Genomic DNA, 25,157 nt, shown 5'->3' with positions numbered 1-25,157 from the left:
TGTCTGCATCGCAGGCAAGCCAGCTCCCACCAAGAGCCTCCCACATAAAGCATTTACGGTGGTGAGACCGCTTTACTTGGGATAACCGGCCCGCTTCATTTCGCGTTCGGTGAACGTCTGCGAATCTGCCAGGGCTTTGTCCACCGTCGAGCCACCGGTCAGTGCGCTGGAGAAGAACTTGCCGACCTGGGTACCAATCGCCTGGAATTCAGGGATGGTCACCAGCTGGATGCCCACATACGGCACCGGCTTGGCGGACGGGTCTTTCGGGTCGGCAACTTTCAGCGATTCCAGCGTCACCTTGGCAAACGGTGCAGCCTTCATGTATTCGTCGCTGTAGGTCGACTTGCGGGTACCTGGCGGTACGTTGGCAATCCCGTCGGTCTTGGCGACCAACTGGCTGTACTCCTTGGACGTGGCCCAGGTGGTGAACACCTTGGCGGCGTCCTTGGCTTTGGAGCTGGTTGGAATCCCCAGGGACCAGGAGTACAGCCACGACGTACCTTTCTCGGTTTTTTCGTGAGGGGCAAAGGTGAAGCCGACGTGGTCAGCCACTTTGCTTTGGGTTTTGTCAGTCACAAACGAGCCGGCGACGCTGGCGTCGACCCAGATCGCGCACTTGCCGCTGTTGAACAGCGCCAGGTTTTCGTTGAAACCGTTGCTGGAGGCGCCCGGCGGGCCGGATTTTTTCATGTTGTCGACGTAGAAGTTCAGTGCGTCTTTCCACTCGGGCCCGTTGAATTCCGGCTGCCACTTCTCATCGAACCAGCGCGCACCGTAGCCGTTGGCCAGGGTGGTGATCAGCGCCATGTTTTCGCCCCAACCGGCTTTGCCGCGCAGGCACAGGCCGTACTGTTCCTTGTCTTTGTTGGTGAGTTTGGCGGCGAACTCGCCGATCTGCGTCCAGGTCGGGTGCTCAGGCATGGTCAGCCCGGCGTCCTTGAACAAGTCGGTGCGGTAGTAGGTGATGGAGCTTTCGGCGTAGAACGGCAGGGCGTACAGCGAGCCCTTGACGGAAAGGCCGTCACGCACGGACGGGAAAACGTCGTCCAGGTCGTAGGCAGCAGGCAGATCCTTCATCGGTTCCAGCCAGCCCTTGGCGCCCCAGAGTGCTGCTTCGTACATGCCAATGGTGAGCACGTCGAACTGTCCGCCCTGGGTGGCGATGTCGGTGGTGAGGCGTTGGCGCAGCACGTTTTCTTCAAGTACCACCCAGTTCAGCTTGATCTCCGGATGCTCGGTCTCGAAGGTTTTCGAGAGCTTTTGCATGCGAATCATGTCGCTGTTGTTGACGGTGGCAATGGTCAGGGTTTGCGCGCCAAGACTGACGGCGCTGAGGGTCATGCAGGTACAGGCAAGCAGAGCTTTAGCTGTGAACTTCATCGCGCACTCCATTTCTGCGCCCAGAGGCTACAGAAGGACAGTTATTGTTGTTGTGTCTCCCACGACAGCTGGAAGAGTGTGCGTTGATTACAGCCTTCAATTGGCGCGCTGACAAATCCTTGGGAGCACTTTTACTGATACTTTTTTGCACTCGGCGGATTTTCGCTGGAAACACGGTGCAAATGTGGGAGCTGGCTTGCCTGCGATGGCGGTGTGTCAGCCACGGCGCTATCGCAGGCAAGCCAGCTCCCACAGGAAAGCGGGCCCGCGTTTGTTCTTCAGGCGAGGTTTTGCTCGGTCAGGCGCTGCACCGCCAGGCGTCGGTAGTGCGAGGGGGTCATGCCCTTGAGCTGCTGGAAGCGGCGGTTGAAGTTGGAAATGTTGTTGAAGCCCGACTCGAAGCACACATCGGTCACGGCTTTGTCGCCATCGGCCAGCAGTTCGCAGGATTTACTGATGCGCAGGCGATTGACGAATTCGATGAAGGTGCGCCCGGTGGCTTGTTTAAACACGCGGGAGAAGTAGGTGGGTTTCATGCCGAGGTATTCGGCCACCTCTTCCAGGGACAATTCGCGCGCGTAGTGGGCAAAAATGTAGTCCACCGCCCGGTTGGTGCGGTCGATGCTGTGTTCGTCCGCCAGTTGCGGGGTGGTCACGCCGGAGAGCAGTTGATAGTCCTCACAGGCACTGAGTACCTCCATCAGGATGAAGAAATGCCCCAGGCGCGCCATGCCTTGCGCGTCCTCGATGCGTTGCATCAGGGTCATGGCCTGGGCAATGGTCTTCTTGCAGCGAAACTCGATGCCGTACTGCGCCCGCTCCAGCAATGGCGCGAGCGTCTTGAGCTCGGCAAAAATATGGCAGCCGCCTTCGAGCAGGTCATCCGTGAAGTTCACCAGCATGTCGCGCTTGGGCACCACTTCATCCTCAGCCACCTGGCTGATCCAGTTGTGGGGCAGGTTGGGGCCGGTGAGGAACAGGCTTTCCGGGTAGAAGTTGCCGATGTAGTCACCGATGAACACCTTGCCGGAACTGGCAACGATCAGGTGCAGCTCGTATTCCTTGTGGAAATGCCAGCGCACCAGCGGGCATGGGAAGCCGTGTTGGCGATAGATGATGGACAGACCGTTGTGATCGTCCATCAACTCGTAGGAAGGGTCGGTGATTCTCGCTGCTCGGGTCATGCTGCCGTCGCTTTATTGTGGTCGCGAAAAGGATAATGCCCCCTTGCGCGCCACCTCGCCAGCCTCTGTGTCTACAGGGTGCGGTTTTTCGCCTCGATCCACTGCGCCATGTACTGGGTACTTTTGTGCAAGTGGTGGCGCAGCATGCTGCCGGTGAAATTGTTGCGGCGGTGCTCGGCCAACTCGTGGCGGCATTGCTCCAGGCGCGCCACCAGGGCCGGACCGTGCAGGTCCTGGGCATAACGGCGGGCGAGTAATTGCCGGCCGTGTTCCTGGGCCTGGGTCCAGCGCCCTTCGTCCTGGTACAACGCAACGGCTTCAGCCGCCAGCGCACTGGCGCTGTGCTCCACCGCGCCGGGCCACGGCTCGCCCATGCCTTCGGCGCCAATCGGTGTGGTGATGCTGGGCGTGCCACAGAGCATCGCGTCGGCCAGCTTGCCCTTGATCCCGGCGCCAAAGCGCAGCGGCGCCAGGCAGATCCGCGCGGCGGCCATTACCTGCAAGGCGTCTTCAGCCCAGTTCATCACATGAAAGCCTTGGGCCGGGTTGTGCAGCGCGGTGGCCTTGGGCGGTGTATAGGCGCCATACACGTGCAATTGAGCGCCGGGCAGTTGCTGGCGGATCAGCGGCCAGACGCTGTTCTTCATCCAGAGCACCGCATCCCAGTTGGGTGCATGGCGGAAATTGCCGATGCTCAGGAAGTGTGCGCGGTCTTCGAACGGCGTGAAGGCCTGGGCGGGCGGCGCGACCATCAGCGGGCACCAGTGGAGCAGGGCGGCGGGTACCTTGAAGTGCTCGGTCAGTAGCTGGATTTCCACATCGGAGATCATCAGGCTGATGTCGCAGCGGTAGATCGCCGCAATTTCGCGTTTAGCCACATCGGTGTCGGCCATGTAGTCGAATTCGGCGCTCAGGCCCGGGCTGAACAAGGGGCTGAAGTCATCAGCGTCGGGTTGAGCCTTCAAGAACTCCTTGAGGCGCTGGTGGCGGGCATCCCGCAGGCTTTGCAAGTCCGAGCTTTCCAGCACACGAAGGGCATTCGGGCAGCATTTTTCCACACGCCAGCCGAACTGCTCTTGCATCATGAAGCGGTCGAACAGCACGATATTCGGGGCCAGTTCGGTGATGAAATCATCGAAGCTGCTGTTATTCAGCTCAATCGCACATTCGCGAATGCCCAGGGCAGGCAAGTCGGCCTTGTGTTCGCCGGTGACGGCCGGGCTGCTGAAGGTAATGTCCCAGCCCTGGGCCAGGAAGCTCTCCAGAATCTGCATCATGTGCCCGCCGGCGGCCGAAGAGCGGGGCTCTGGCCAGACGTAACCAATGACCAGGACTTTGGTGGCGGGCTGATTCATCGACAACGGATTCCTTGAGGGGCTGGGCAAAGCGCGCAATTAAACCACAGCCCCCAAGGTTCCTGCGTAGTCAGCGCAAGATGTTGACCGGCGTTGGCAGGGTGACCAGGTTCACGTAGCCGTCCCAGAACTTCTTCTGGTCCACGGCAAACACGACCTTAGCCTTCTGCGTGCCCACCGGCGCGCCTTTCTTATAGCCCAAGGCCCGGCCGTAATCGGCGCCGAAGGTAGCGTCTACGTCTACCCACAATTCGCGTGATTCGGTGACGATCTCGGGGCTTACCAGAAACAGCGCCGGCAGGCTGTCCCAGGTGAAGCTGTGATAGCCCGGGTCCTTGTCGAACAGTGGCCCGAACTCGTGCTTGTACAGGTCGGCAATCGCGCCTTTATGGGCGATCACCCGCTGGTACACCGACTTGTCGAAGGTGACTTTCTCACACACGTCGTTGGGGAAAATCACGTGTTCGATCGGCGAGCGCAATACGATTTTTGCGGCCTCCGGGTCGAACCACCAGTTGAACTCCGCCGCCGGCGTGGTATTGCCCGGAATCTCCAACGCACCACCCATGTACACGATGCGCTTGATCAGCGGCACGATGTCTGGCGCCGACCGAATCGCCAGGGCAATGTTGGTCAGCGGGCCTACTGCAAGAATCGTTACCTCATGGGGGTTGGCCCGTACGCTGTCGACAATGAACTGGGCGGCGGTTTCCTTGCGCAGCGTGGTGTGGGTCGCCAGGCCGTCCGGCGGTGCAACCAGCTGTGATACGTTCGTTGGGCGCGGGTTCTTGAATGCGCCTGGCCAGCCGGAACCGAACAGGGTTTTTTCCGCCTCATAGGTGGCGTAGTCATGCAGCAGCGGGTAGGCGGCGCCGGAATACACGCCGACTTGCTTTTCCACGCCCATGCGTTCCACCGCCTTGAGGGCGTCGACCTGTTCCTGGTCGACCCAGGCGTTACCGCTGACCAGGGTCATGCCCAGCAGGTCGATGCGTTTTTGCGCATGCAACTGGGCGAGCATGATAAAGGCCTGGCCGTCATCGTTGAGTACGTTGAAGTCGGTGTCGAAGATGACCTTTTCTGCGGCCTGCGCCGTACCGGCACACAGGCCGATGGCGACAAGCAGGGCACAGCGCTTGATGAGACCTTGCATGCAGATTTACCCCAGCAATTGTTGTTATTAACGGTTCACCAGTTTCGCCGGCAAGGCGATGACCAGGAAGCTGCTGAGAATCAGGCAGCCGGCGAAAAACCACAAGGCCCCGGCACTGCTGCCTGTGACGTCAATCGCAACCCCCATCAACGAGTTGCTCACCAGGCCTGCGATGTTCGCCAGTGAGCAGGCCAGGGCAAAACCGGTAGCCGCGGCAGTACCTTTGAGAAAGGTCGCCGGCAGGCTGAAAAACACCGGCACCGCACCGATGATCGCCGCCGAGGCAATCGCAAACAGGGCCACGGTGGCGACCACGTTATGGGTGAAGAAGGTGCTGGTGGCCATCGCCGCTGCGCCGATGAAAAACGGCACGATGATGTGCCAGCGGCGTTCGCGGTGTTTGTCGGAACTGGCGCCGATCAGCAGCATGCCCAGCAGGGCGGCCACGCTGGGCAACGCGGTGAGGATGCCGATGTGGAAGGTGTCGGTGATGCCCGCGTTGCGGATGAATGTTGGCATCCAGAACCCCATGGCGTAGGCGCTGAGGAGGATCGAGAAGTCGATCCCGCCGAGCATCCACACCTTGAGGTTGAAGAAACCGTCACGGAAGCTGTGCTTGCTGTCGGCGCCGTCGGCGTCGTCCTTGCGCAGTTCGCTTTGCAGCAGGGTCTTTTCTTCCGGCGACAGCCATTTGGCTTGCTGGTAGGAGTTGGGCAGCGCCCAGAAGGTCCAGATACCGAGCAGTACGCTGGGCACCGCTTCGATCAGGAACAACCATTGCCAGCCGCGCAGGCCGCCCATGTTGTCGAAGTGGCCCATGATCCAGCCGGACAACGGGCCGCCGATCACGCTGGACAGCGGCAGGCCGATCATGAACAACGCGATGATGCGCCCCCGGCGATGGGTGGGAAACCAGGTGGTCAGGTAATACAGCACGCCCGGCAGGAACCCGGCCTCGGCGGCGCCCAGCAGGAACCGCAAAATGTAGAACTGGGTGGTGGAGGTGACCAGCATGGTGCACGCCGAAAGCAGGCCCCAGGTGATCATGATGCGGGCGATCCAGATCTTCGCGCCGACCCTTTCCAGGATCAGGTTGCTCGGCACTTCAAAGATGATATAGCCGACAAAAAACAGCCCGGCGCCGAGGCCGAACGCGGTTTCGCTGAAGTGCAACTGGTCGAGCATCTGCAGTTTGGCGAAGCCGATATTGATACGGTCCAGGTAAGCGGCCAAGTAGCAGAAACACAGGAACGGAATCAGCTTCCAGGTGATCTTGTGGTAAAGCGTGTGGACGGGGTCGGCGACGGTGGTCGCGGGCGCTGCATTCGCAATGGGCATCGGGGTGTCTCCTGGCGGTGACTTATGGTTTTTATACGGCCGCTTTTTCCAGCACTTCGGAGTGCTGTGCAAGCGACTTCCAAAGGCAGTGACAGAAGGGTGCAAGACCGCGCTCTGTGGCGCGGTTCTTAATGAAGCCTTATTGCTCCTTGAACTTGCTCATCGCTTCCTGCTTGCTGACCACGTCGCCGTACTTGCTGTCGATATCAAACAAATTGGCTTCATGGGGCGCCGGGTGGCGGTCGCCGACGCATTCGCGCACGACGATGGTACGAAAGCCATGTTGCACTGCATCGACTGCGGTAGCCCGGATGCAGCCGCTGGTGGAACAGCCGGCGAGCACCACGGTGTCGATGCCTTGGGCGTGCAGCATCGGGGCCAGGCTGCTGCCAAAAAACGCGCTGGCGTATTGCTTGGTGATCACTACTTCGTTCGCCAAGGGCAGGACTTCACTGCAGAAGGCTGCCATGGGGTTGCCTTCGACCATGTCTTTCATCACCGGGGCCTTTTTTACCCACATTCCGCCATCGGCGAAATGGCCGGGATGGTAGCGGATATTGGTGTGTACCACGGTGATCCCGTGGCGTCTGGCGCAGGCCAGCAACCCGACGCTTTCGGCGACGGCGATTTGCACTTCGGGGGCAAACAGCGGCGCGCCTTCGGTGGTATAGCCCTGCATGAAGTCGATCATCAGCAGGGCGGATTTCTTGCCGAAGCCGATTCGGTTGCCCCAGACGCCCTGGTAGTTGGCGTCGGCAGATTGTTCGGTCATCTTTCAGTCCTCGGTAATGGACAGTGCACGTACCCTGTGGCGAGGGAGCTTGCTCCCGCTGGACTGCGTAGCAGGCCTGTTTTTTTTGGGGGCGCTTCGCACCCCAGCGGGAGCAAGCTCCCTCGCCACAAAAGCGTTTTTAGTAGGCGCCGGAGAGTAGGGCGCCGGCGCCGGGGACGATGGGTTCCAGGTCCAGGGCCTTGAGCATGGCGTAGGTGGTGGCGATGGCGGCGGTGAGCACCGGCAGGCCGGTTTGCGCTTCAACCTTGGCGACCACCGGCAGCGACTGCATTTGCACGCAGGCCGACAGCACGATCACGTCGACACCTTCCAGGTTCATCCCGGCGACGATGGCCGGCAGGTTGGCCGGGTCGTGGCGGGCCACTTCGAGGTTGTCGGGGATCTCCAGGGCGCGCCAGTCCACGACTTCAAAGCCTTCTTCGCGGATGTAGTTCACCACCAGCTCGGTCAGCGGTTTCATGTACGGAGCGACAATGGCGATGCGTTTGGCACCCATGACTTTCAGGCCTTCGATCAACGCGCCGGCACTGGTGATCACCGGGGCGTTGGCGTCGTTGTCGGCAGTGGCCTTGCGCAGGCGTTGTTCGGAGTTGCGGTGATAACCCAACCCCATGGCCATGATCGCCACCAGGCAGGCGTAACCCAGCACGTCGACCTTGGCGTCGGACAGTTCGATGGCGCAGCGGTCGGACTCGCCGTCCATCGCGGCCAGTTCTTCCTTGCGCACTTGCTTCATGCGCATGCGGCTGGAGTGAAAGGTGAAGCGTTCGGGGCGGATCGCCTGGCGTGCGTTGAGCATCGCCGGGATCTCGGTTTCCATGGTGGTGTTGGAGCTCGGCACGATCTGGCCGATGCGGTAAGGCTTGAGCATGGTGGTCTCCGTTATGCAGTCAGGGGCTGGCCGAGGAAGTCGCCGAAGGCTGCGAAAAAGCCTTCAAGGTCGTCCCAGGGGATCATGTGTCCGGCATTCGGCACGTGGGCGACCTGCAGGCTTGGCTGTAACTGCCGGACTTGCGCGACATCTTCGGGCTGAATAACGCCGCCGCGTCCGGCAACAATTAACAGGGCAGGTGCCCTCAGGTGCGGCAGGTCCTGATGGAAGTCGACGGTATGAAAGTCGTTGAACGCGCGCACGATCGCCGGCTCGTAGCAGGTATGCAGCCATTCGGCGCGCAGTTGCAGTTGTTCGTCGGTCCAGGTAGGGCAGAAGGCGCGCATTGCCTCGGCGTCCATACCCACCAGCGACTGGCGAATCGAATCGACGTACCACGGCAGTTTGCTCGGGTATTCGCGGCGCCCTGGGCCAGACACTGGTGGGTCGATTAACACCAAGCGGTCGACGCCCTGCGGATGCCGCACGGCGCTGCGCACGGCAAACCGCGCGCCCATGGAATGGCCGACCAGGTGATAGCTCTCAAGCTTGAGAGCGTCGGCAAAGGCACCGATATCATCGGCGCAGGTGTCGGCGCTGTAATCCAGTTCCGGGCCGCTGGACGACAGGCCGCGACCGCGCACGTCCAGCACATAAGTATCGAAATGCAGCCCCAGGCGCTCGGCGACGAACCCCCAGGTAATCGCCGGGCTGGTGATGCCGGGAATCAGGATCAGCGCCGGGCCCTTGCCGCCATAACGCAGGTAATGCTGGCGAATGCCGTTGGCCTGCACGTTGCCGCCGTAGAGAAAGCTGCTCACGCCGCCACCCCCGATTTCAACTGCTGGGCGTAGAGGTCATAGCCGTAGACCCAGTCCGGATCTTCCTGGGTGCGCAGCCAGGTGTTGGCGTTGGACACGGCCTGGACCCGGGAAGCGCGCTCCTTGCGGTTGGCTTCATATAGCTCGAACGCGGTGCGGTAGTCGCTGATGCCGGTTTCTTGCAGGCAGCGGGTGAGCATCGCTGCGTCTTCGATGGCCATGCCGGCGCCCTGGGCCATGTGCGGTTTCATCGGGTGGCAGGCATCGCCCAGCAATACCAGGCGGCCACGGCTCCACAACGGCAGCGGGTTGCGGTTGCGCAGCGGCCATTTGGTCACGCTTTCGGTGGATTCGATCAGTGCCTGGACGGTGGGGTGGTAGCCCTTGAAGGCGTCGAACATCTCTTCGCGGCTGCTGTCGACGAAGGCGCCCTGGAAGTCCCATTCCGGGTGCGGCACGCCGGTGACGTAGTAGTACTCGTCGCGCTTGCCGGTGGTGTAGTAGACCATCATGTGCCGGTCCTCGGTCCACCACTTGATGCAGTCCTCGAACTTCAGGTCGTACTTGGCCAGTTGATCGCCACGGATCAACGCACGGTGGGCGACCCAGCCGCTGTACAGGGGTTTTTCGGCGCCCAGCAGTTCTTCACGGATACGCGAGTTGATGCCGTCGGCACCGATCACGATGTCGGCGTAGGTCACTTCACCGTCGGCGAAGGTCAGGCGCACCTGGGTGTCGGTTTCTTCGAGGGTTTCCAGGCGCTTGTTGAAGTGCAGGGTGCCGGGCTTGAGGGTCGACATCTGCAACGCATGCAGGTCGCCACGGTGCACGGTGATGTAGGACGCGCCGTAGCCTGTCAGGGGGATGCGTGACAGGTAGTCGCCGGTTTCACCGTCGCGGCTGAACCAGTGCTCGGGGTGCGAGCCCATCAGGTCCAGTTGCTTTTCAATGCCCATGCGCCGGAAGATTTTCATGATGTTGGGCCCCATGTGGATCCCGGCGCCCAGGCGGGAAAATTCCGGTGCCTGTTCAAAGATGTCCACGTCGAACCCCGCCTGTTGCAACAGGGTGGCAGCGGCGGCACCGCCAAGGCCGGCGCCGACGATTGCGATTTTTTGTGTGCTTCCCATGGGGCGTGGTCCTCTTTTTCGAATGATGGCCGGCGGCGTCTGTCCGCAAGGTTTTTAAAGTGTATACGCTCATTTTTTCAAATGAAAAGCCTGCACCTGAAAAATTATCATTTTGGCCGTATCGATCCCCTGTCACTGTATTTCTCTATATTTCATTGGGCGTGTGTGGATTAGTAACGTTTTGGCGTGGCGCTTGCAGTCCGTCATTAAATCAGTTCTTATCGTTATTAATTGGCGTATACGCTATAAAAACGCACTAGAGTGAAGCGCACTGCCAGATCTTGGTGCAGCAGCTGAGGAGACAGGAAATGCCGGTAAGTGATTGCGAACTGACCCAGATGTTTGAACACGTGTTGAAGCTCTCGAAGGTCGATCCGACCCAGAGCGTCGCCGTGCTCAAGAGCCACTACTCCGACCCGCGCACCGTGCGTGCCGCGATGGACGCTGCCCAGCGCCTGGGGGCCATGGTGTACGCGGTGGAATTGCCTTCGTTCAACCATCCCCGGGCGATGGGCAATGACATGACGGCCTACTGCGGTGACACCGCGTTGACCGGCAATATCGCGGCCCAGCGGGCACTGGAGGCGGCCGACCTGATTGTCGACACCATGATGCTGCTGCACTCGCCGGAGCAGGAGCAGATCCTCAAGACCGGCACGCGCATCCTGCTGGCGGTGGAGCCCCCGGAAGTACTGGCGCGCATGCTGCCGACCGAAGAAGACAAGGTGCGCGTACTGGCGGCCGAAGAGCTGTTGAAAAAGGCCCGTTCGATCCACGTCAAATCCCGCGCCGGCAGTGATTTTCGTGCAGCATTGGGGCAATACCCGTCAGTCACCGAATACGGCTTTGCCGACGAACCGGGGCGCTGGGATCACTGGCCGAGCGGCTTCCTGTTCTCCTGGCCAAACGAAGAAACCGCCGAAGGCGTGCTGGTGCTGGATATCGGCGACATCCTGCTGCCCTTCAAGACCTACACCCGGGAAAAAATCACCCTGGAGATCGAGAAGGGCTTCATCACCAACATCCACGGCGGTTTCGAAGCCGAATACCTGCGCGAGTACATGAAGTACTTCAACGACCCCGAGGTATACGGCATCTCCCACATCGGCTGGGGCCTGCAGCCACGGGCGCAATGGACAGCCATGGGCCTGCACGACAAAAACGACGGCATGTGCATGGACGCCCGGGCGTTCTACGGCAACTTCCTGTTCTCCACCGGCCCGAACACCGAGGTCGGCGGCACCCGCAAAACGCCGTGCCATATGGACATCCCGCTACGCAATTGCGATGTCTACCTCGACGACCAAGCCGTCGTCATCGCCGGCGACGTCGTAGCCCCCCAAGCCTCCCTGGCCCGCTAAAAATCCCCTGTAGGAGCTGGCTTGCCTGCGATAGCGGAGTGTCAGCCAACAGAGAGCTGGCTGATCCACCGCAATCGCAGGCAAGCCAGCTCCCACATTCGATTTGATTCCTTCAGTGGCTGATGCTTGAGTCCAACCCACAACCCCGCCATCATGCCACCCCATCGCCCACCGTCTCCGCGAGCCCGCCGTGCCTGATTCCTATGTTTTCTCCGAACAAGTCGGCCACCTGCTGCGCAAGGCCTACCAGCGCCACCTGGCAATCTTCCAGCAGAACGTCGGCGACTCCCAGCTCACCGCCGTCCAGTTCGTCACCCTGTGCGCCCTGCGCGATCACGGTGCAAGTTCGCTGACCGAACTGGTCAAGGCCACCGCCGTCGACCAGGCGACCATCCGCGGCATCGTCGAACGCCTCAAGGCCCGCGAACTGATCACCCTGGAGCCCGACCCCCAGGACAAGCGCAAAGTCGTGGTCAACCTGTCCGACTCCGGCTCCGCCCTAGTACAGCAAACCGTACCCTGCGCTGCGACCATCACCGAACTGACCCTGAGCAACCTCAACCCTGCCGAACGCGTCGCCGTGCTATTCCTGCTACGCAAAATGATCGACGACCCCCAAACCACCTGAAGCCCCCCCCGTAGCAGCTGTCGAGCCCCAGCGAGGCTGCGTCGGCCGCACCTCTATAGCGAGCCATGCACAACCCCGCATCGCGCCCACGCAGCCTCGCCAAGGCTCAACAGCTGCTACGTAAATAGCATTTGCCTGACGGGCTGGCACCGTTTTTGCTGTGCATTGATGTAGTAACCACTTCACCAGTCAAGTGTGTCGCGAGACCCCAGGTACGCGACGCTTTTTTTTGACTATTTAATGTAGTGGGCACTTCACCAAAGCCATGGGCGAAGCGAATGATCAGCCAGCACATCACGGTAACGCTTGAGGTCAACGGCCACACCACACAAGTCAGCGCAATGGCCGACACCCCGCTATTGCTCATCCTGCGCAATGACCTGCAACTCAACGGCCCCAAATACGGTTGCGGCCTGGGGGAGTGCGGCGCCTGCACGGTGATAATCGATGGCGTGGCCGCACGTTCCTGCGTCTTCCCCCTGTCGGGCGCCGTGGGCCGCGACATCGTCACCCTTGAAGGCCTCGGCACCCGCCAAACCCCGCACCCGGTGCAACAGGCCTTTATCGACGAGCAGGCCGCCCAGTGCGGCTACTGCCTGAACGGCATGATCATGACCGCCAAGGCCTTGCTAGACCGCAATCCAAACCCCAGCGAAGCCCAGGTGCGCAGCGAACTGTCGGGCAACCTGTGCCGCTGCGGCACCCATATCGAAATCCTCCGCGCGGTGCTGCGTGCCGCCCGCCAAACGCCTTGAACGTGGATCGATGACCATGAACGACACAATCCCTTCCCGCGACCAATGGCTGGCCAAGGCCGGCGTCCTGTTGATTGTCGACAACGTGCTGCCGCCTTCGGGGCCGGTGGCCAAGGGCGGCACACCGACGGTCAAGCCCAAGGAACTGGGGCTGTTTATTGCGGTGAACGATGACGGGTTGGTGTACGCCTTCAACGGGCACGTGGACCTGGGCACCGGTATTCGCACCTCACTGGCGCAGATCGTCGCCGAGGAACTGGACCTGACGATGGAGCAGGTACGCATGGTGCTCGGCGACACCGAGCGCGTGCCCAACCAGGGCGCGACCATTGCCAGTGCGACCTTGCAGATTTCCGCAATCCCGCTGCGCAATGCCGCTGCCGAAGCGCGGCGTTTCCTGCTGGCGCGGGCCGCGCAACGCTGGTCTGTCGCGGTACAGGAGCTCAAGGTCGACGCGGGCATCATTAGCGCCGAAGACGGACGCACCACCACTTATGGCGAACTGGTGGTTGGCGAACATGACGAGCTGCACATCAGCGGCGACGCACCGCTCAAAGCCACCGCCGATTACCGCCTGGTGGGCAAAGGTGCCGCCCGAGTGGATATCCCGGGCAAGGCTACCGGCGAGCTGACGTACGTGCACGACATGCGCGTGCCGGACATGCTCCATGGCCGGGTGATCCGTCCGCCGTATGCGGGCCTGGACTGCGGCGACTTCGTTGGCAACAGCCTGCTGAAGGTCGACGAGGCCTCCATTGCCCATATCCCGGGAATTGTCGCCGTGGTGGTGATCCGTGATTTTGTTGGCGTGGTCGCATTGCGCGAGGAACAGGCGATCAAGGCCGCCCAGGAGTTGATCGTCCACTGGAAGCCCTGGAACAACAACCTGCCGGACATGAGCGATGTCGAGCAAGCGATTCGCGACAACCCACGGGTACGCCGAACCGTGCTCGACCAAGGTAACGTCGATGAAGCGCTGGCCGCCGCCAGCCAGCGCATGCCCCGCACGTACCTGTGGCCGTACCAGATGCACGGCTCCATTGGCCCGTCCTGCGGCGTGGCGGATTATCAGCCTGGGGTGAGCCGGGTCTGGTCCGGCAGCCAGAACCCGCACCTGCTGCGGGCAGACCTGGCCTGGCTACTGGAATGTGCAGAAGAATCCATCGACGTGATCCGCATGGAAGCTGCCGGCTGCTACGGCCGCAACTGCGCCGACGATGTGTGCGCTGACGCCTTGCTGCTGTCGCGCGCCGTGGGCAAGCCGGTGCGGGTGCAACTGAGCCGCGAACAGGAGCACTTGTGGGAGCCCAAGGGCACCGCGCAGCTGATGGATGTCGACGGCGGCCTGAACGCTGATGGCAGCATCGCCGCCTATGACTTTGAAACCAGCTACCCGTCCAACGGTGCACCCACCCTGGCGCTGCTGCTGACCGGCCGGGTCGAGCCGGTGGCGGCGATGTTCGAGATGGGCGACCGCACGTCGATCCCGCCCTACGACATTGAGAACATGCGCGTCACCATCAACGACATGGCGCCGATCGTGCGCGCCTCGTGGATGCGCGGTGTGTCGGCGTTGCCCAACACCTTCGCCCATGAATCCTATATTGACGAACTGGCCTTCGCCGCCGGCGTCGATCCGGTGGAATACCGCCTGCGTTACCTGAAGGATGAGCGTGCCATCGAGCTGGTGAAATCCACCGCCGAACGCGCCAATTGGGTCCCACGCACCGCGGCGATGCAAACCGCCAACGAAGACCACCTGCTGCGTGGCCGGGGCTTTGCCTACGCGCGCTATATCCACAGCAAGTTCCCCGGCTTCGGCGCGGCGTGGGCGGCGTGGGTGGCGGACGTGGCCATCGACAAACAGACCGGTGACGTCTCGGTGACCCGCGTAGTAATCGGGCACGACTCGGGGATGATGATCAACCCGGCGGGTGTGCAGCACCAGATCCATGGCAATGTGATCCAGTCCACCAGCCGCGTGCTCAAGGAGCGCGTGACCTTTGAAGAGTCCACCGTAGCCAGCAAGGAGTGGGGCGGTTATCCGATCCTGACCTTCCCGGAGGTGCCGCAGATCGACGTGCTGATGATGCCGCGCCAGGACCAGCCGCCGATGGGCGCCGGTGAATCCGCCTCGGTACCCAGCGCAGCGGCAATCGCGAATGCGATCTATGACGCCACCGGCATTCGTTTTCGCGAGTTGCCGATCACCCCCGAGCGCGTATTGGCCGCGCTGAATGCGGGCACCTTGGGCGAGCCGGAAAAGTCCCCGCAGAAACGCCGCAAATGGTTGTTCGGCTCATTGTTCGCAGCCTTTGGCGCGGTGCTGGGCATGGCCGCCACCGCATGGCCGTTTCACAGTGAAATCGCCCCGATTGCGCCACCCAGCGCCGGCACCTGGTCCAAGGCCACCCTGGAGCGCGGGCGTTTGCTGGCCGCCGTGGGGGACTGCGCGGTGTGCCACACCGCGCCGGGTGGTGCCACCAATGCTGGCGGGCTGGCGATGCACACACCGTTCGGCACGCTGTACAGCAGCAACATCACCCCGGATCAGAAGACCGGGATTGGCAACTGGTCCTACCCGGCGTTCGAGCGGGCGATGCGCGACGGCATTGGCCGCGACGGTCGCAACCTGTACCCGGCGTTTCCCTATACCGCGTTTCGCAATATCAACGATGCCGACATGCAGGCGCTGTATGCCTACCTGATGTCACAGGCGCCAGTGAGCCAGGCACCCGTGCCGAATGCGATGAGCTTTCCTTTCAATATCCGGCCGTTGATGGCCGGGTGGAATGCGCTGTTTTTGCGTCGGGGAGAAATCACCGTACAGCCCCAGCGTAGCGAGCAATGGAATCGCGGCGCTTATCTGGTTAATGGCCTGGGGCACTGCGCAGCGTGCCATTCCCCACGCAACCTGATGGGGGCGGAGAAGGGCGGCAAGGCGTTCCTGGCGGGCGGCATGGTGGATGGCTGGGAAGCGCCTGCCTTGAATGGTTTGTCCAAGGCGCCGACACCGTGGACTGAAGATCAGTTGTTCACCTATCTGAGCACCGGTTACTCCGATGCCCACGGCGTAGCGACCGGTCCGATGGGGCCGGTCGTAAGCGAATTGGCGAAATTGCCCAAGACCGATATCCGCGCGATGGCGCTGTACCTGGCCTCGCTGAATGACAGCGGCGCCGCCGAAGCGCAAGTCGTGGCCGCCGCAACGCTGCCCAATGCCAATGGACGCCGGGTATTCGAAGGCTCGTGCAAGGCCTGCCATGCCGACGGCCAGGGGCCGACACTGTTCGGCGTCAGCCCGTCACTGGCGACCAATACCAATGTGCACAGCGATCAACCGGACAACCTGATCAAGGTGATCCTGCAAGGCATCAGCACCCCGGCGACCAAGGATTTGGGTTATATGCCCGCGTTCAAGGACAGCCTGTCGAACACCCAAGTGGCGGAATTGGCCGCCTACCTACGCGGGCGCTTCGCACCCAATGCACCGCAATGGGACAGCTTGGAGCGAAGGGTCGCTCACCTAAGAGCCAACCCCGGTACCCACTGACAGATTCAAGCCATATGGAGATCAACTGTGGGAGCTGGCTTGCCTGCGATAGCGGTGCCCCAGCCACTGAATTATTAGCTGACCCACCGCAATCGCAGGCAAGCCAGCTCCCACATGTTGATTCGGTTTCTACCGTACCCCACGCAACACCAGATCACTGATAAACCCCAGCCAATCCCGCTGCTGTGTCTTGTCCGCCAGATCCTCTCCCAGAAACGAACTGAGGGTGTGCTGGTTGGAATTGTAGAAGTAGCACAACGAAGCAATCATCAAATACACATGCTTGATGTCCACATCCTCACGAAACAGCCCCTGCGCCTGGCCCGCTTCAATGATTGGCCGCAACACCCCAACCGCTTCCCCGGACAACCGGCGCAGTTCGCCGGACTGTTTCGCATGCTTGCCCTTGTGCAGGTTCTCGATGCTCAGGATCGCCACAAACTCGGGATGCTTGACGTAGTAATTCCAGATAAACGCTACCAACGCCTGCAAGGCTTGCACCGGCGCTGCCAGGTCGAGCTTGAGTTTGCCTTCGGCTTTATTGAACTGTTCATAGGTGTGCTCCAGCACACACACAAACAGATGTTCCTTGCTGCCGAAGTAGTAATACAGCATGCGGTCGTTGGACTCGGCCTCGCGCGAGATGCTTTCGACGCGCCCGCCGGAATAGCCGTCGCGGGTGAAGACCTTGACCGCCGCCTGGAGAATCCGCGCGCGCGTCTGGTCGGCCTGCTGGGCGCGGATACCGGTCTTCTTGATCACCATCGAAAAGCCTCTGCTGCACCGCGTAAAGGCCCGGAATATAGCATGGGCATTATTCCGTTACCGACAGGCTCTGTCACAAACGCGGCATAACGCTGGGGCTTGGATCCGAAACGTATTACTTTCTAGTTCTTCCAATAAACAGAGTAGCCAGGGATGAAATACCAACCGTTTACCCGAACATTGATTGCCACTGCGCTGGTGTTGACCGTCAGCGGTGTACAGGCGGCCTCCCAGGCCCCGGTGGCTGGCGAAAATGGCATGGTGGTCACGGCGCAGCACCTTGCCACCCATGTGGGCGTGGATGTGCTCAAGGCCGGTGGTAACGCCGTGGATGCGGCGGTGGCGGTGGGTTACGCCCTGGCCGTGGTGTACCCGGCGGCCGGTAACCTGGGCGGCGGCGGCTTCATGACCGTGCAACTGGCCGACGGGCGCAAGACCTTCCTCGACTTCCGCGAAAAAGCCCCGTTGGCAGCGACGGCCGACATGTACCTGGACAAGGACGGCAACGTGGTGCCGGACCTCAGTTCCAAGGGCCACCTGGCAGTCGGCGTGCCCGGCACCGTGTCCGGCATGGAACTGGCACTGAGCAAGTACGGCACCCTCAAGCGCGCCCAGGTGATCGCCCCGGCCATCAAGCTGGCCGAAGACGGCTTTGCCCTGGAGCAGGGCGATATCGACCTGCTGCACACTGCGACCGACGAATTCAAGAAAGACAAAGACCTGCGCGGGATTTTCCTGCACGGCGGCGAGCCGATGCTGCTCGGCCAGAAACTGGTGCAGAAAGACCTCGCGAAAACCCTGCGGGAAATCTCCGCCAAGGGCACCGACGGTTTCTACAAGGGCTGGGTGGCCAAGGCGATTGTCGACTCCAGCCAGTCAGGCAAAGGCCTCATCACCCAGGCCGACCTGGACAAATACAAGACCCGCGAACTGGCGCCCATCGAGTGTGACTACCGTGGCTACCACGTGGTCTCCGCGCCACCACCGAGCTCCGGCGGCGTGGTTATCTGCGAGATCATGAACATCCTCGAAGGCTACCCGATGGCCGATCTTGGCTATCACTCCGCCCAGGGCCTGCACTACCAGATCGAGGCCATGCGCCACGCGTACGTCGACCGCAACAGCTACCTGGGCGATCCGGATTTCGTGCAAAACCCGATCGACCATTTGCTGGACAAGGACTACGCCGCCAAACTGCGCGCCGCCATCGACCCGCAGAAAGCCGGCATCTCCCAAGACATCAAGCCCGGCGTTTCGCCGCACGAGGGTAATAACACCACCCACTACTCCATCGTCGACAAGTGGGGCAACGCGGTCTCGGTGACCTACACCCTCAACGACTGGTTTGGCGCCGGCGTAATGGCGAGCAAGACCGGGGTGATCCTCAACGACGAAATGGACGACTTCACCTCCAAGATCGGTGTGCCGAACATGTACGGGCTGGTGCAGGGCGAAGCCAACGCCATCGCGCCGGGCAAGACGCCGCTGTCGTCCATGAGCCCGACTATCGTCACCAAGGATGGCAAGGCGGTGATGGTGGTGGGCACGCCGGGTGGCAGTCGTATCATCACGGCCACGTTGCTGACTATCCTCAACGTGATCGACTACAAGATGAACATCCAGGAAGCCGTGGACGCGCCGCGTTTCCACCAGCAATGGCTGCCTGAGTCGACCAATATCGAGCGCTTTGCCCTGAGCCCCGACACCCAGAATATCCTTGAAGGCTGGGGCCACAAGTTTGCAGGCCCCCAGGATGCCAACCACCTGGCCGCGATCCTGGTAGGTGCGCCGTCGCTGGATGGCAAGCCAGTCGGCAACAACCGTTTCTATGGGGCCAACGACCCACGGCGCAATACCGGGCTGTCCCTGGGCTACTAAAGCCCGCGGATCAACTCAAGCACTTCTGCCTTCTTCAGCGGGTGTTTCAGGCGTTGCGAAAGCAGCGCCATCGCCCGCTGATGTTCACAGGCAATCACCGCTTCCACGTCATCGCCATGGCAGAGCAGGGCGATGAAGTCGTGGTGCTGCAGGTCGCCTTCCACGTGGAGCCGGTTCCATTGGCGTGGATGGCCCAGCAGTTCAAAGGTCTTGCCGAAGTGATAGGTCCAGAAGAACGGCACATCGGCAAACGTCTGTTCGGCACCCAGCATATTGCGCGCTGCCAGCACCCCGAGTTGCTGCGCCACACGCCAGTGCTCGATACGTACGGGGTGGTCGTTCCATGGGAAGCTCACCATATCGCCCGCCGCCCATAGGCCGGGAGCGACACGCAAACTCGCGTCGGCTTTCAGTGACTGGTCCTCGGCTTTTTGCAGCCCATGAACAAACCCGGTGGCCGGTGTGACGCCGACGCCCATCAACACCAGGTCTGCCGCCAGTCGGTGGCCGTTTTTCAGCACCACCGTGGTCACATTCGCGTGCCCTTCCAGGCGGTCGGGCTCGCTGGCGCTGTGGAATATGACGCCGTTGGCTTCATGCAATTGGCGCAGTGACGCACCGATGCGCTTGCCCAACTGTGCCGCCAGCGGGATCTCGTGGCGACCCACCACCTGCACGGTCAAACCACGCTTGCGCAAGGCTGAGGCAGCTTCCAGGCCAATAAAGCTGTCGCCGATGATTACCGCGCAGGTGCCCGGTTGAGCGGCCTCGACGATACGCGCCGCGTCGTCCCGGGAGCGCAGCACAAAGACGTTATTGAGCACGGTGCCCGGAATATCCAGCGGCTTGGCTACGCCGCCGGTGGCCAGTAGCGCCGCGTCATAGTCGAAGCGGCGGCCGTCTACGAGCTGGAGGCATTTTGTTTGAGGGTCAAGGTGTTGCACTTCGCCGTGAATCCGGAGGTTGCGGTAGGTGTCCTCATCCAGCAAGGGCGGGGTTTCTTGCGGTGCCATCTCACCTGCAATGACAAATTTGCTCAATGCCGTGCGGTCGTAGGCGGGGCCTGGTTCCTGGTCGATCCATAACAGGTGCCCGGTGAAGCCCTCGCGCCGCAAGGTGGCGACGGCCGCCGAGCCCGCTGCGCCAGCGCCCACCACGATAAAACGGCGGGAATCAGCGGCAGGTCGGGCAGGTGAAAAGGGCAGTGGCTCGTCGCCCACGCTGACTACACCGTGGTGAATTTCAACCGGATACTGCTTGAGTTGTTCCAAGGCGGGCGGCTCGCAGACCTGGCCGTCATCCACCCGGAAGGCGGCCTTGTGCCACGGGCAAATGAGCTTCCCGCCGCAGATCACGCCTTGTTCCAAGGGGGCCCCGGCGTGCGGGCAGTCCGCCTGGTAGGCACGGACCTTGCCCCCCGAACGCACCAGCAGAATCTTGCGGGCGGCGGTTTCAACCCGAACGCCGCGGTCTTCGGGCAAATTGATCAAGCGGGCAACAATGCGCATGTTCATAGGCCAATCTCCTTTTAGGGATTGACCCGTGGCCTGCGTCGAGGACTGCGTCGACCCGATAATCGGTCTTCAGCCCTGCGCGTTGCAGTGCGGCCCGCGCTCACGCTCGAATACGCTGACGGTAAAGCCATTGATCTGGAGAATCAGCGCCAGGGTCAGCCCGCGGGGCCACCACCGACAATGGCAATGCGTAATGAGCGGTTCATGGGTGTTGTCCTCGCCGGTTAATCCAGCAGTTGTTCCACAGCTGAAAACGCTTGGTCTTGGCGTGCTTGCCAATCCCCACGGATTATCCGTAATGGCTGATGATGTTGCTCCAGCCAGTCACGGCTGGCCTGGAAGAATGCCAGGCGGTCGGCAAATTCCGGCTGGCAGCGCTGGCCATCGGCTGTCCATTCCACGTCTTCCGGCGACAGCAGCAGGTGCAGGTCGTAGTGGCGGGCGAGCAGTTCGCTGTCGAGCCATGCCGGGCAGTCGTCAAACAGGATCTGGCTCCACAGCGTATTGGTCAGCAGGTTGGTGTCCAGGATCAGCAATGCGGGCTGCGCGGCCCGGGCGGCATCTTCCCAGGCCAGTTGGCCGCGGGCGATGGCCGGGATATCGGCCAGGGTGGTATCGCGTTGGTGGTGGTCGATGAAATGGCGCACGTATTCGCCCACCATCAACCCACCGAAATGCGCCTGCAACTGCGCCGCCAGCCAGCTTTTACCGCTGGATTCGGGGCCGGCCAGCACCACCACTTTCATGCGTGCAACGCCGGGTCGGCGCGCCATTCGCGCCAGCCTTGCACGGCGATAACGGTGAACAAGGCATAGAGCGCGGCGGTCAGGTACAGGCCTTTATAGAGGAACAGCCCGACGAAGATCACATCCACGGCAATCCACAGCGGCCAGCATTGCACGCGTTTTTGCGCCATCCACATCTGCGCCACCAGGCTGAAGCCGGTCAGGGCGGCGTCCAGCCAGGGTTGGGCGGCGTCGGTCCAGTGGGCCATGGCGGCTCCCAGCAACAGGCTGCCCAGGGCACCCACGGCCAGGCCCTGCAGGATCGGTTGCAGGCCCAGGCTGGTGACTTGCCGGCCTTGCCTGACCTCGCCGGCGCGGGTCCACTGCCACCAGCCGTAAAGTTGCAGGGCCGCGTAGATCACTTGCAGGAGCATGTCGGAGTAGAGCTTCACATCGAAGAAGATCCAGGTGTACAGCAGCACCATCACCAGGCCGATGGGCCAACACCACGGGTTCTGTTTAACCGTCAACCAGACAGCGATCACCCCCAGGGCGGCGGCAAACAGTTCAAGCCCGGACATGGCGGTTCCTTGGGGAGTCGAAGAGGGCGGTGATTGTAACCAGAGTGGTGGGCACGGGGTAGAGCTCCTCTGTGGTGAGGGGACAAACCCCCTCACCACAGAAAGTCCTTTTGGCAGAGATCGAGTCAGACCTTGAACTGGCGCAGCAGCCCGTCGAGTTGTTTGCTCAAGCCTTTCAGGTGCGCACTGGCCACGCTCGACTGCTCTGCCGCCAACGCCGTACTGTGGGACAACCCGGCCGCTTCGATGGCGGCATTGAGGGCCAGCAGGTTGGCCTGCACCTGTACATCGCGCATTTCGCTGGCGTTGGGTGTCGAGGGTGCGGGTCAGGTCGCTGCTTGCTTTTGCGCCGCTTCACGGGCCAGGACGCCGCTGGTTTCGAGGGTGTGATAATACGTCGGGATCCCGCTGGCGGCCTGGATCACGCGCTGGGTCTGCTCGCTCTTGGCCAGGTAAAGGTCGCCATGAATTTGCTTGAGCATAAGCAGGCCAAGGGTTAGCAGCATCAGCACGGCGACGATCAGGATCAGCCAGAGGCGCCGGCTGATCGACATACTGCGCAAACTGATCATGGCCCTGTCACTCCGTGTTCTTATAAATTTGGGTGCTGCATCGACATTTCCGGCTTGTCTGATAGGCTCTCGGCGCAGAATCAAAAAACCTGAGTCCTGCCTGATTTTTCACGGAATTTTCGCGGCCCGGTCTTGATTATCGGCGTGGCTTTCGCCGCGCACTCATCGTCAGTGAACACTTAAAATTATTATCGAGGCGTGCCGCGTGCATGACCTTTGGGGGAATCGATGGATCTTTGGACCGCCGTTCAGGCGCTGATACTCGGGGTTGTAGAAGGGTTGACGGAGTTTTTGCCGATCTCCAGTACCGGGCACCAGATTATCGTCGCCGACTTGATCAACTTCGGCGGCGAACGCTTTGAAGCGTTCAATATCATCATCCAGTTGGGCGCGATCCTGGCGGTGGTGTGGGAGTTTCGACGCAAGATCCTGGACGTGGTGATCGGCTTGCCGACCCAGCGCAACGCCCAGCGTTTTACGGTCAACCTGATCATCGCCGTGTTGCCGGCGGTGGTGTTGGGGGTGATTTTTGCCGACCTGATCAAGCACTACCTGTTCAACCCGGTCACTGTGGCGGCGGCGTTGGTGGTGGGCGGCGTCATCATGTTGTGGGCCGAGCGTCGCCAACATGAAGTGCACGCCGAAACCGTCGACCAGATCACCTGGAAGGACGCCCTGAAAGTCGGCTTTGCCCAGTGCCTGGCGATGATTCCAGGCACCTCGCGTTCCGGCGCCACGATCATTGGCGGCCTGCTGTTCGGCCTGTCGCGCAAGACCGCCACCGAGTTCTCGTTCTTCCTCGCAATGCCAACCATGGTCGGCGCGGCGGTGTATTCGGGCTACAAGTACCGCCACCTGTTCCAGCCCGATGACCTGCCGGTGTTTGCCCTCGGGTTCGTCACCTCGTTCATCTTCGCGATGATCGCGGTCAAGGCGCTGCTCAAGTTCATCGCCAGCCACAGCTACGCGGCGTTTGCCTGGTACCGGATCGCCTTCGGCCTGGTGATCCTGGCGACGTGGCAGTTCGGCTGGATCGACTGGTCGGCCGTCAAGCCATGAACATCCAGCATCCGCGCTTCAAGGCGCTGGTGTTTGCACTGTTGTGCGCCGCGCCGCTGTTTGGCGCAGGCCTGCTGTGGTATCGCGGGGTTTCGTTGATCCCGCTGGTGGCCTATGGCGGGGTCAGCGTGGTGGCGTTCCTGCTGTACTGGAGCGACAAACGCAAGGCCCGCGAAGACAGCTGGCGCACCCCGGAAAACGTCCTGCACGCCGTGGAGCTGGCAGGCGGCTGGCCGGGGGCGTTGCTCGCCCAACAGGTGTTTCGCCACAAGACGCGCAAGGTGTCTTATCAAGTGGTGTTCTGGCTGATCGTGTTGCTGCACCAGGTGTTCTGGATTGATCAGTTGTTCCTGGGCGGCACGCTACTGTCGATCTTCTAGCAACAAGCCGACCTGCGTGCGCTTGGGCAGCTTGCTCACCACTAACTGGTGGGAACGCTGTAACAGGCCACGCAGTTCTTCAGCGCCCAGCGGGTAGGGCGTTTCCATGATGACCCACTGCGCCCGTGCCAGGTACGGCGCCGGGTGGATGCCCGGGCGGTCCACATGGCCCAGGAACAGCTCCTTGTCGACCTTGAAGGCCAGCGAATCACCCCGCAGGTGCTGCACGGCGAACATCTTGTTGCCGGCGATCGAGAACACCCGCACGCCGCCCCATTTGTAGTCTTCCCGCGCGCCCGGCAAGCCCAGGCAAAACTCGGCAACCTGCTCCTCAGTCATCCTCATAACAAGCGGTCTCCACACCCTTTGAAGGCGTTATCCAGGTGATCGATCCAGGCCCGCACCGCCGGCAGCACACCGCGCCGGTGAGGGTATACCGCCTGCAACCAGCCGCCCGGCAATGACCATTGCGGCAACAGTTGCACCAACTGGCCGCTGGCCAACTCTTCCTCGCAATACATCATCGGCAGCACGGTAAACCCCAGGCTCGCGAGGGCGCAGGCCTTGCGTACGAGGAAATCGTCGATGCCCAGGCGCGCTTCCATCACCAGGTCGTGGCTGTTGCCCGCAGGGTCGAGCATCCGAAAGTGCACCATGCGGTCTGCTTCCAGGGCGCCCAGCACCGGCAATTGCTTGAGGTCTTCCAGGGTGTTGATCTGCCGGTCACGCACAAAGGCGGGGCTGGCAACAATCGCGGTCTGGGCCTGGCGCAGGCGCTTGGTCACCAGCAGTGGGTCCTCATCTCCCAGGTCGCGCACGCGCAAGGCTACGTCAATGCCTTCGGCCACCAGGTCGACGCGGCGGTTGACCAGGCTCATCTCCAGTTGCACCAGCGGGTTGGCGGTGAGAAATTCTGCCACTACGGTTTGCAGGAATTGGTGTGCCAGGCCCACCGGGCTGCTGACCCGCAACCGGCCACGGGGCTCGCTGGACATGCTGGCCACCGCCTCATCGGCCATTTCCGCCTCCAGCAGCATCGCCTGGCAGTGGCGCAGGTACCGTTCACCCACGGCGGTCAGGGTCAGTTGGCGGGTGGTGCGTTGCAGCAGGCGAGCGCCGAGACGTTCTTCCAGCTCGGCAATACGCCGCGACAGCCGGGACTTGGGAATCCCCAGCAGGCGTCCGGCGGCGGCAAAACCGCCGGCTTCCACTACCTTGGCGAAATAGTAGAGGTCATTCAGATCTTGCATGGTCGGCCTATTGTCCTGTCAATGGGACGAACTATCCGCGTCTGACGTCGGCAAATCCACCCCCAACTGCAGGCGCGCGCAAGCCCGCAGCCAGAGTCGGCTGGCCAG

At 61.7% G+C, this 25,157-nt stretch carries 23 protein-coding genes and 1 pseudogene; 7 read left to right on the top strand and 17 right to left on the bottom strand.

Translation table 11 applies throughout. From position 1 onward, the window contains the following. Window positions 1-72: 72 nt before the first annotated feature. The 9 genes from RGV33_RS17810 to RGV33_RS17770 all read right to left on the bottom strand — a co-directional run bounded on the left by RGV33_RS17810 (window position 73) and on the right by RGV33_RS17770 (window position 10,028). Window positions 73-1,383: a sugar ABC transporter substrate-binding protein gene (locus RGV33_RS17810; protein ID WP_322145400.1), complete on the bottom strand. Its 1,311-nt coding sequence runs from the start codon at window positions 1,381-1,383 to the stop codon at window positions 73-75. 278 nt (window positions 1,384-1,661) lie between these two features. Further along, window positions 1,662-2,567 carry an AraC family transcriptional regulator gene (locus RGV33_RS17805; RefSeq protein ID WP_322145399.1) on the bottom strand — a complete coding sequence of 302 codons (906 nt, stop codon included), beginning with the start codon at window positions 2,565-2,567 and terminating at the stop codon, window positions 1,662-1,664. 71 nt (window positions 2,568-2,638) lie between these two features. Continuing rightward, window positions 2,639-3,922 carry a glycosyltransferase gene (locus tag RGV33_RS17800; protein WP_322145398.1) on the bottom strand — a complete coding sequence of 428 codons (1,284 nt, stop codon included), beginning with the start codon at window positions 3,920-3,922 and terminating at the stop codon, window positions 2,639-2,641. A 70-nt stretch (window positions 3,923-3,992) separates the two neighbouring features. Then, window positions 3,993-5,075, bottom strand: coding sequence for a nucleoside hydrolase (locus RGV33_RS17795; protein WP_322145397.1), 1,083 nt, complete (start codon window positions 5,073-5,075; stop codon window positions 3,993-3,995). A 27-nt stretch (window positions 5,076-5,102) separates the two neighbouring features. Next, window positions 5,103-6,413, bottom strand: coding sequence for an MFS transporter (locus tag RGV33_RS17790; RefSeq protein ID WP_322145396.1), 1,311 nt, complete (start codon window positions 6,411-6,413; stop codon window positions 5,103-5,105). Window positions 6,414-6,552: 139 nt separating this feature from the next. Further along, on the bottom strand, window positions 6,553-7,185 hold the full coding sequence (locus RGV33_RS17785) for an N-carbamoylsarcosine amidohydrolase (protein ID WP_322145395.1): 633 nt from the start codon (window positions 7,183-7,185) through the stop codon (window positions 6,553-6,555). 139 nt (window positions 7,186-7,324) lie between these two features. After that, entirely contained in the window at window positions 7,325-8,077 is a 753-nt protein-coding gene (locus tag RGV33_RS17780; RefSeq protein ID WP_167664216.1) for an Asp/Glu racemase, read from the bottom strand. A gap of 11 nt (window positions 8,078-8,088) precedes the next feature. After that, complete coding sequence (locus RGV33_RS17775; RefSeq protein WP_322145394.1) at window positions 8,089-8,898, bottom strand: alpha/beta hydrolase; 810 nt, start codon at window positions 8,896-8,898, stop codon at window positions 8,089-8,091. Continuing rightward, window positions 8,895-10,028 (bottom strand): FAD-dependent monooxygenase, encoded by a 1,134-nt coding sequence (locus RGV33_RS17770; protein WP_177044131.1) that lies wholly within the window; start codon window positions 10,026-10,028, stop codon window positions 8,895-8,897. Before RGV33_RS17770 ends, RGV33_RS17775 begins: the two co-directional genes overlap by 4 nt. 308 nt (window positions 10,029-10,336) lie before the next feature. Here RGV33_RS17770 and RGV33_RS17765 point away from each other — a divergent pair, with 308 nt between their 5' ends. From RGV33_RS17765 to RGV33_RS17750, 4 genes are all read left to right on the top strand, one after another. After that, window positions 10,337-11,389: a 2,5-dihydroxypyridine 5,6-dioxygenase gene (locus RGV33_RS17765; RefSeq protein WP_322145393.1), complete on the top strand. Its 1,053-nt coding sequence runs from the start codon at window positions 10,337-10,339 to the stop codon at window positions 11,387-11,389. Between the two features lie 190 nt (window positions 11,390-11,579). Next, complete coding sequence (locus tag RGV33_RS17760; RefSeq protein WP_322145392.1) at window positions 11,580-12,017, top strand: MarR family winged helix-turn-helix transcriptional regulator; 438 nt, start codon at window positions 11,580-11,582, stop codon at window positions 12,015-12,017. A 278-nt stretch (window positions 12,018-12,295) separates the two neighbouring features. Further along, window positions 12,296-12,772: a (2Fe-2S)-binding protein gene (locus RGV33_RS17755; protein ID WP_322145391.1), complete on the top strand. Its 477-nt coding sequence runs from the start codon at window positions 12,296-12,298 to the stop codon at window positions 12,770-12,772. 16 nt (window positions 12,773-12,788) lie between these two features. Next, window positions 12,789-16,325, top strand: a complete 3,537-nt coding sequence (locus RGV33_RS17750) for a molybdopterin cofactor-binding domain-containing protein (protein ID WP_322145390.1) — start codon at window positions 12,789-12,791, stop codon at window positions 16,323-16,325. 129 nt (window positions 16,326-16,454) lie between these two features. On the opposite strand, the gene RGV33_RS17745 is transcribed toward RGV33_RS17750, so the two are convergent. Continuing rightward, window positions 16,455-17,090: a TetR/AcrR family transcriptional regulator gene (locus RGV33_RS17745; RefSeq protein WP_322145389.1), complete on the bottom strand. Its 636-nt coding sequence runs from the start codon at window positions 17,088-17,090 to the stop codon at window positions 16,455-16,457. A 153-nt stretch (window positions 17,091-17,243) separates the two neighbouring features. Between RGV33_RS17745 and ggt the strand changes: the two genes are divergently transcribed. Next, complete coding sequence (gene ggt, locus RGV33_RS17740) at window positions 17,244-18,968, top strand: gamma-glutamyltransferase (protein WP_322145388.1); 1,725 nt, start codon at window positions 17,244-17,246, stop codon at window positions 18,966-18,968. On the opposite strand, the gene RGV33_RS17735 is transcribed toward ggt, so the two are convergent. The 5 genes and pseudogenes from RGV33_RS17735 to RGV33_RS17715 form a co-directional block, all read right to left on the bottom strand. Beyond that, window positions 18,965-20,482, bottom strand: a complete 1,518-nt coding sequence (locus RGV33_RS17735) for an FAD-dependent oxidoreductase (protein ID WP_322145387.1) — start codon at window positions 20,480-20,482, stop codon at window positions 18,965-18,967. The genes ggt and RGV33_RS17735 overlap by 4 nt on opposite strands. A 224-nt stretch (window positions 20,483-20,706) precedes the next feature. Continuing rightward, a complete protein-coding gene (locus tag RGV33_RS17730; protein ID WP_322148695.1) occupies window positions 20,707-21,228 on the bottom strand; it encodes an AAA family ATPase in 522 nt (173 codons plus the stop codon). Beyond that, entirely contained in the window at window positions 21,225-21,788 is a 564-nt protein-coding gene (gene pnuC, locus RGV33_RS17725) for a nicotinamide riboside transporter PnuC (protein WP_322145386.1), read from the bottom strand. The genes RGV33_RS17730 and pnuC overlap by 4 nt, the downstream gene beginning before the upstream one ends. 125 nt (window positions 21,789-21,913) lie before the next feature. Next, window positions 21,914-22,084 carry a hypothetical protein gene (locus tag RGV33_RS17720; protein ID WP_322145385.1) on the bottom strand — a complete coding sequence of 57 codons (171 nt, stop codon included), beginning with the start codon at window positions 22,082-22,084 and terminating at the stop codon, window positions 21,914-21,916. Between the two features lie 39 nt (window positions 22,085-22,123). Then, window positions 22,124-22,360 (bottom strand): annotated as a pseudogene (locus RGV33_RS17715) (methyl-accepting chemotaxis protein); the annotation flags it as partial. 228 nt (window positions 22,361-22,588) lie between these two features. Between RGV33_RS17715 and RGV33_RS17710 the strand changes: the two are divergent. After that, a complete protein-coding gene (locus RGV33_RS17710; RefSeq protein WP_322145384.1) occupies window positions 22,589-23,419 on the top strand; it encodes an undecaprenyl-diphosphate phosphatase in 831 nt (276 codons plus the stop codon). After that, window positions 23,416-23,799 carry a DUF1294 domain-containing protein gene (locus tag RGV33_RS17705; protein WP_322145383.1) on the top strand — a complete coding sequence of 128 codons (384 nt, stop codon included), beginning with the start codon at window positions 23,416-23,418 and terminating at the stop codon, window positions 23,797-23,799. Before RGV33_RS17710 ends, RGV33_RS17705 begins: the two co-directional genes overlap by 4 nt. On the opposite strand, the gene RGV33_RS17700 is transcribed toward RGV33_RS17705, so the two are convergent. Next, window positions 23,782-24,144 (bottom strand): MmcQ/YjbR family DNA-binding protein, encoded by a 363-nt coding sequence (locus RGV33_RS17700; RefSeq protein ID WP_322145382.1) that lies wholly within the window; start codon window positions 24,142-24,144, stop codon window positions 23,782-23,784. The genes RGV33_RS17705 and RGV33_RS17700 overlap by 18 nt on opposite strands. Next, window positions 24,141-25,049 carry a LysR substrate-binding domain-containing protein gene (locus RGV33_RS17695; protein ID WP_322145381.1) on the bottom strand — a complete coding sequence of 303 codons (909 nt, stop codon included), beginning with the start codon at window positions 25,047-25,049 and terminating at the stop codon, window positions 24,141-24,143. Before RGV33_RS17695 ends, RGV33_RS17700 begins: the two co-directional genes overlap by 4 nt. Window positions 25,050-25,157: the final 108 nt, after the last annotated feature.

The organism is Pseudomonas sp. Bout1, from assembly GCF_034314165.1.
In the GTDB taxonomy this organism is placed as follows: Bacteria; Pseudomonadota; Gammaproteobacteria; order Pseudomonadales; family Pseudomonadaceae; genus Aquipseudomonas.
Note: the sequence above shows the minus strand (reverse complement) of the source record. Positions and strands in the feature narration are given on the sequence as shown.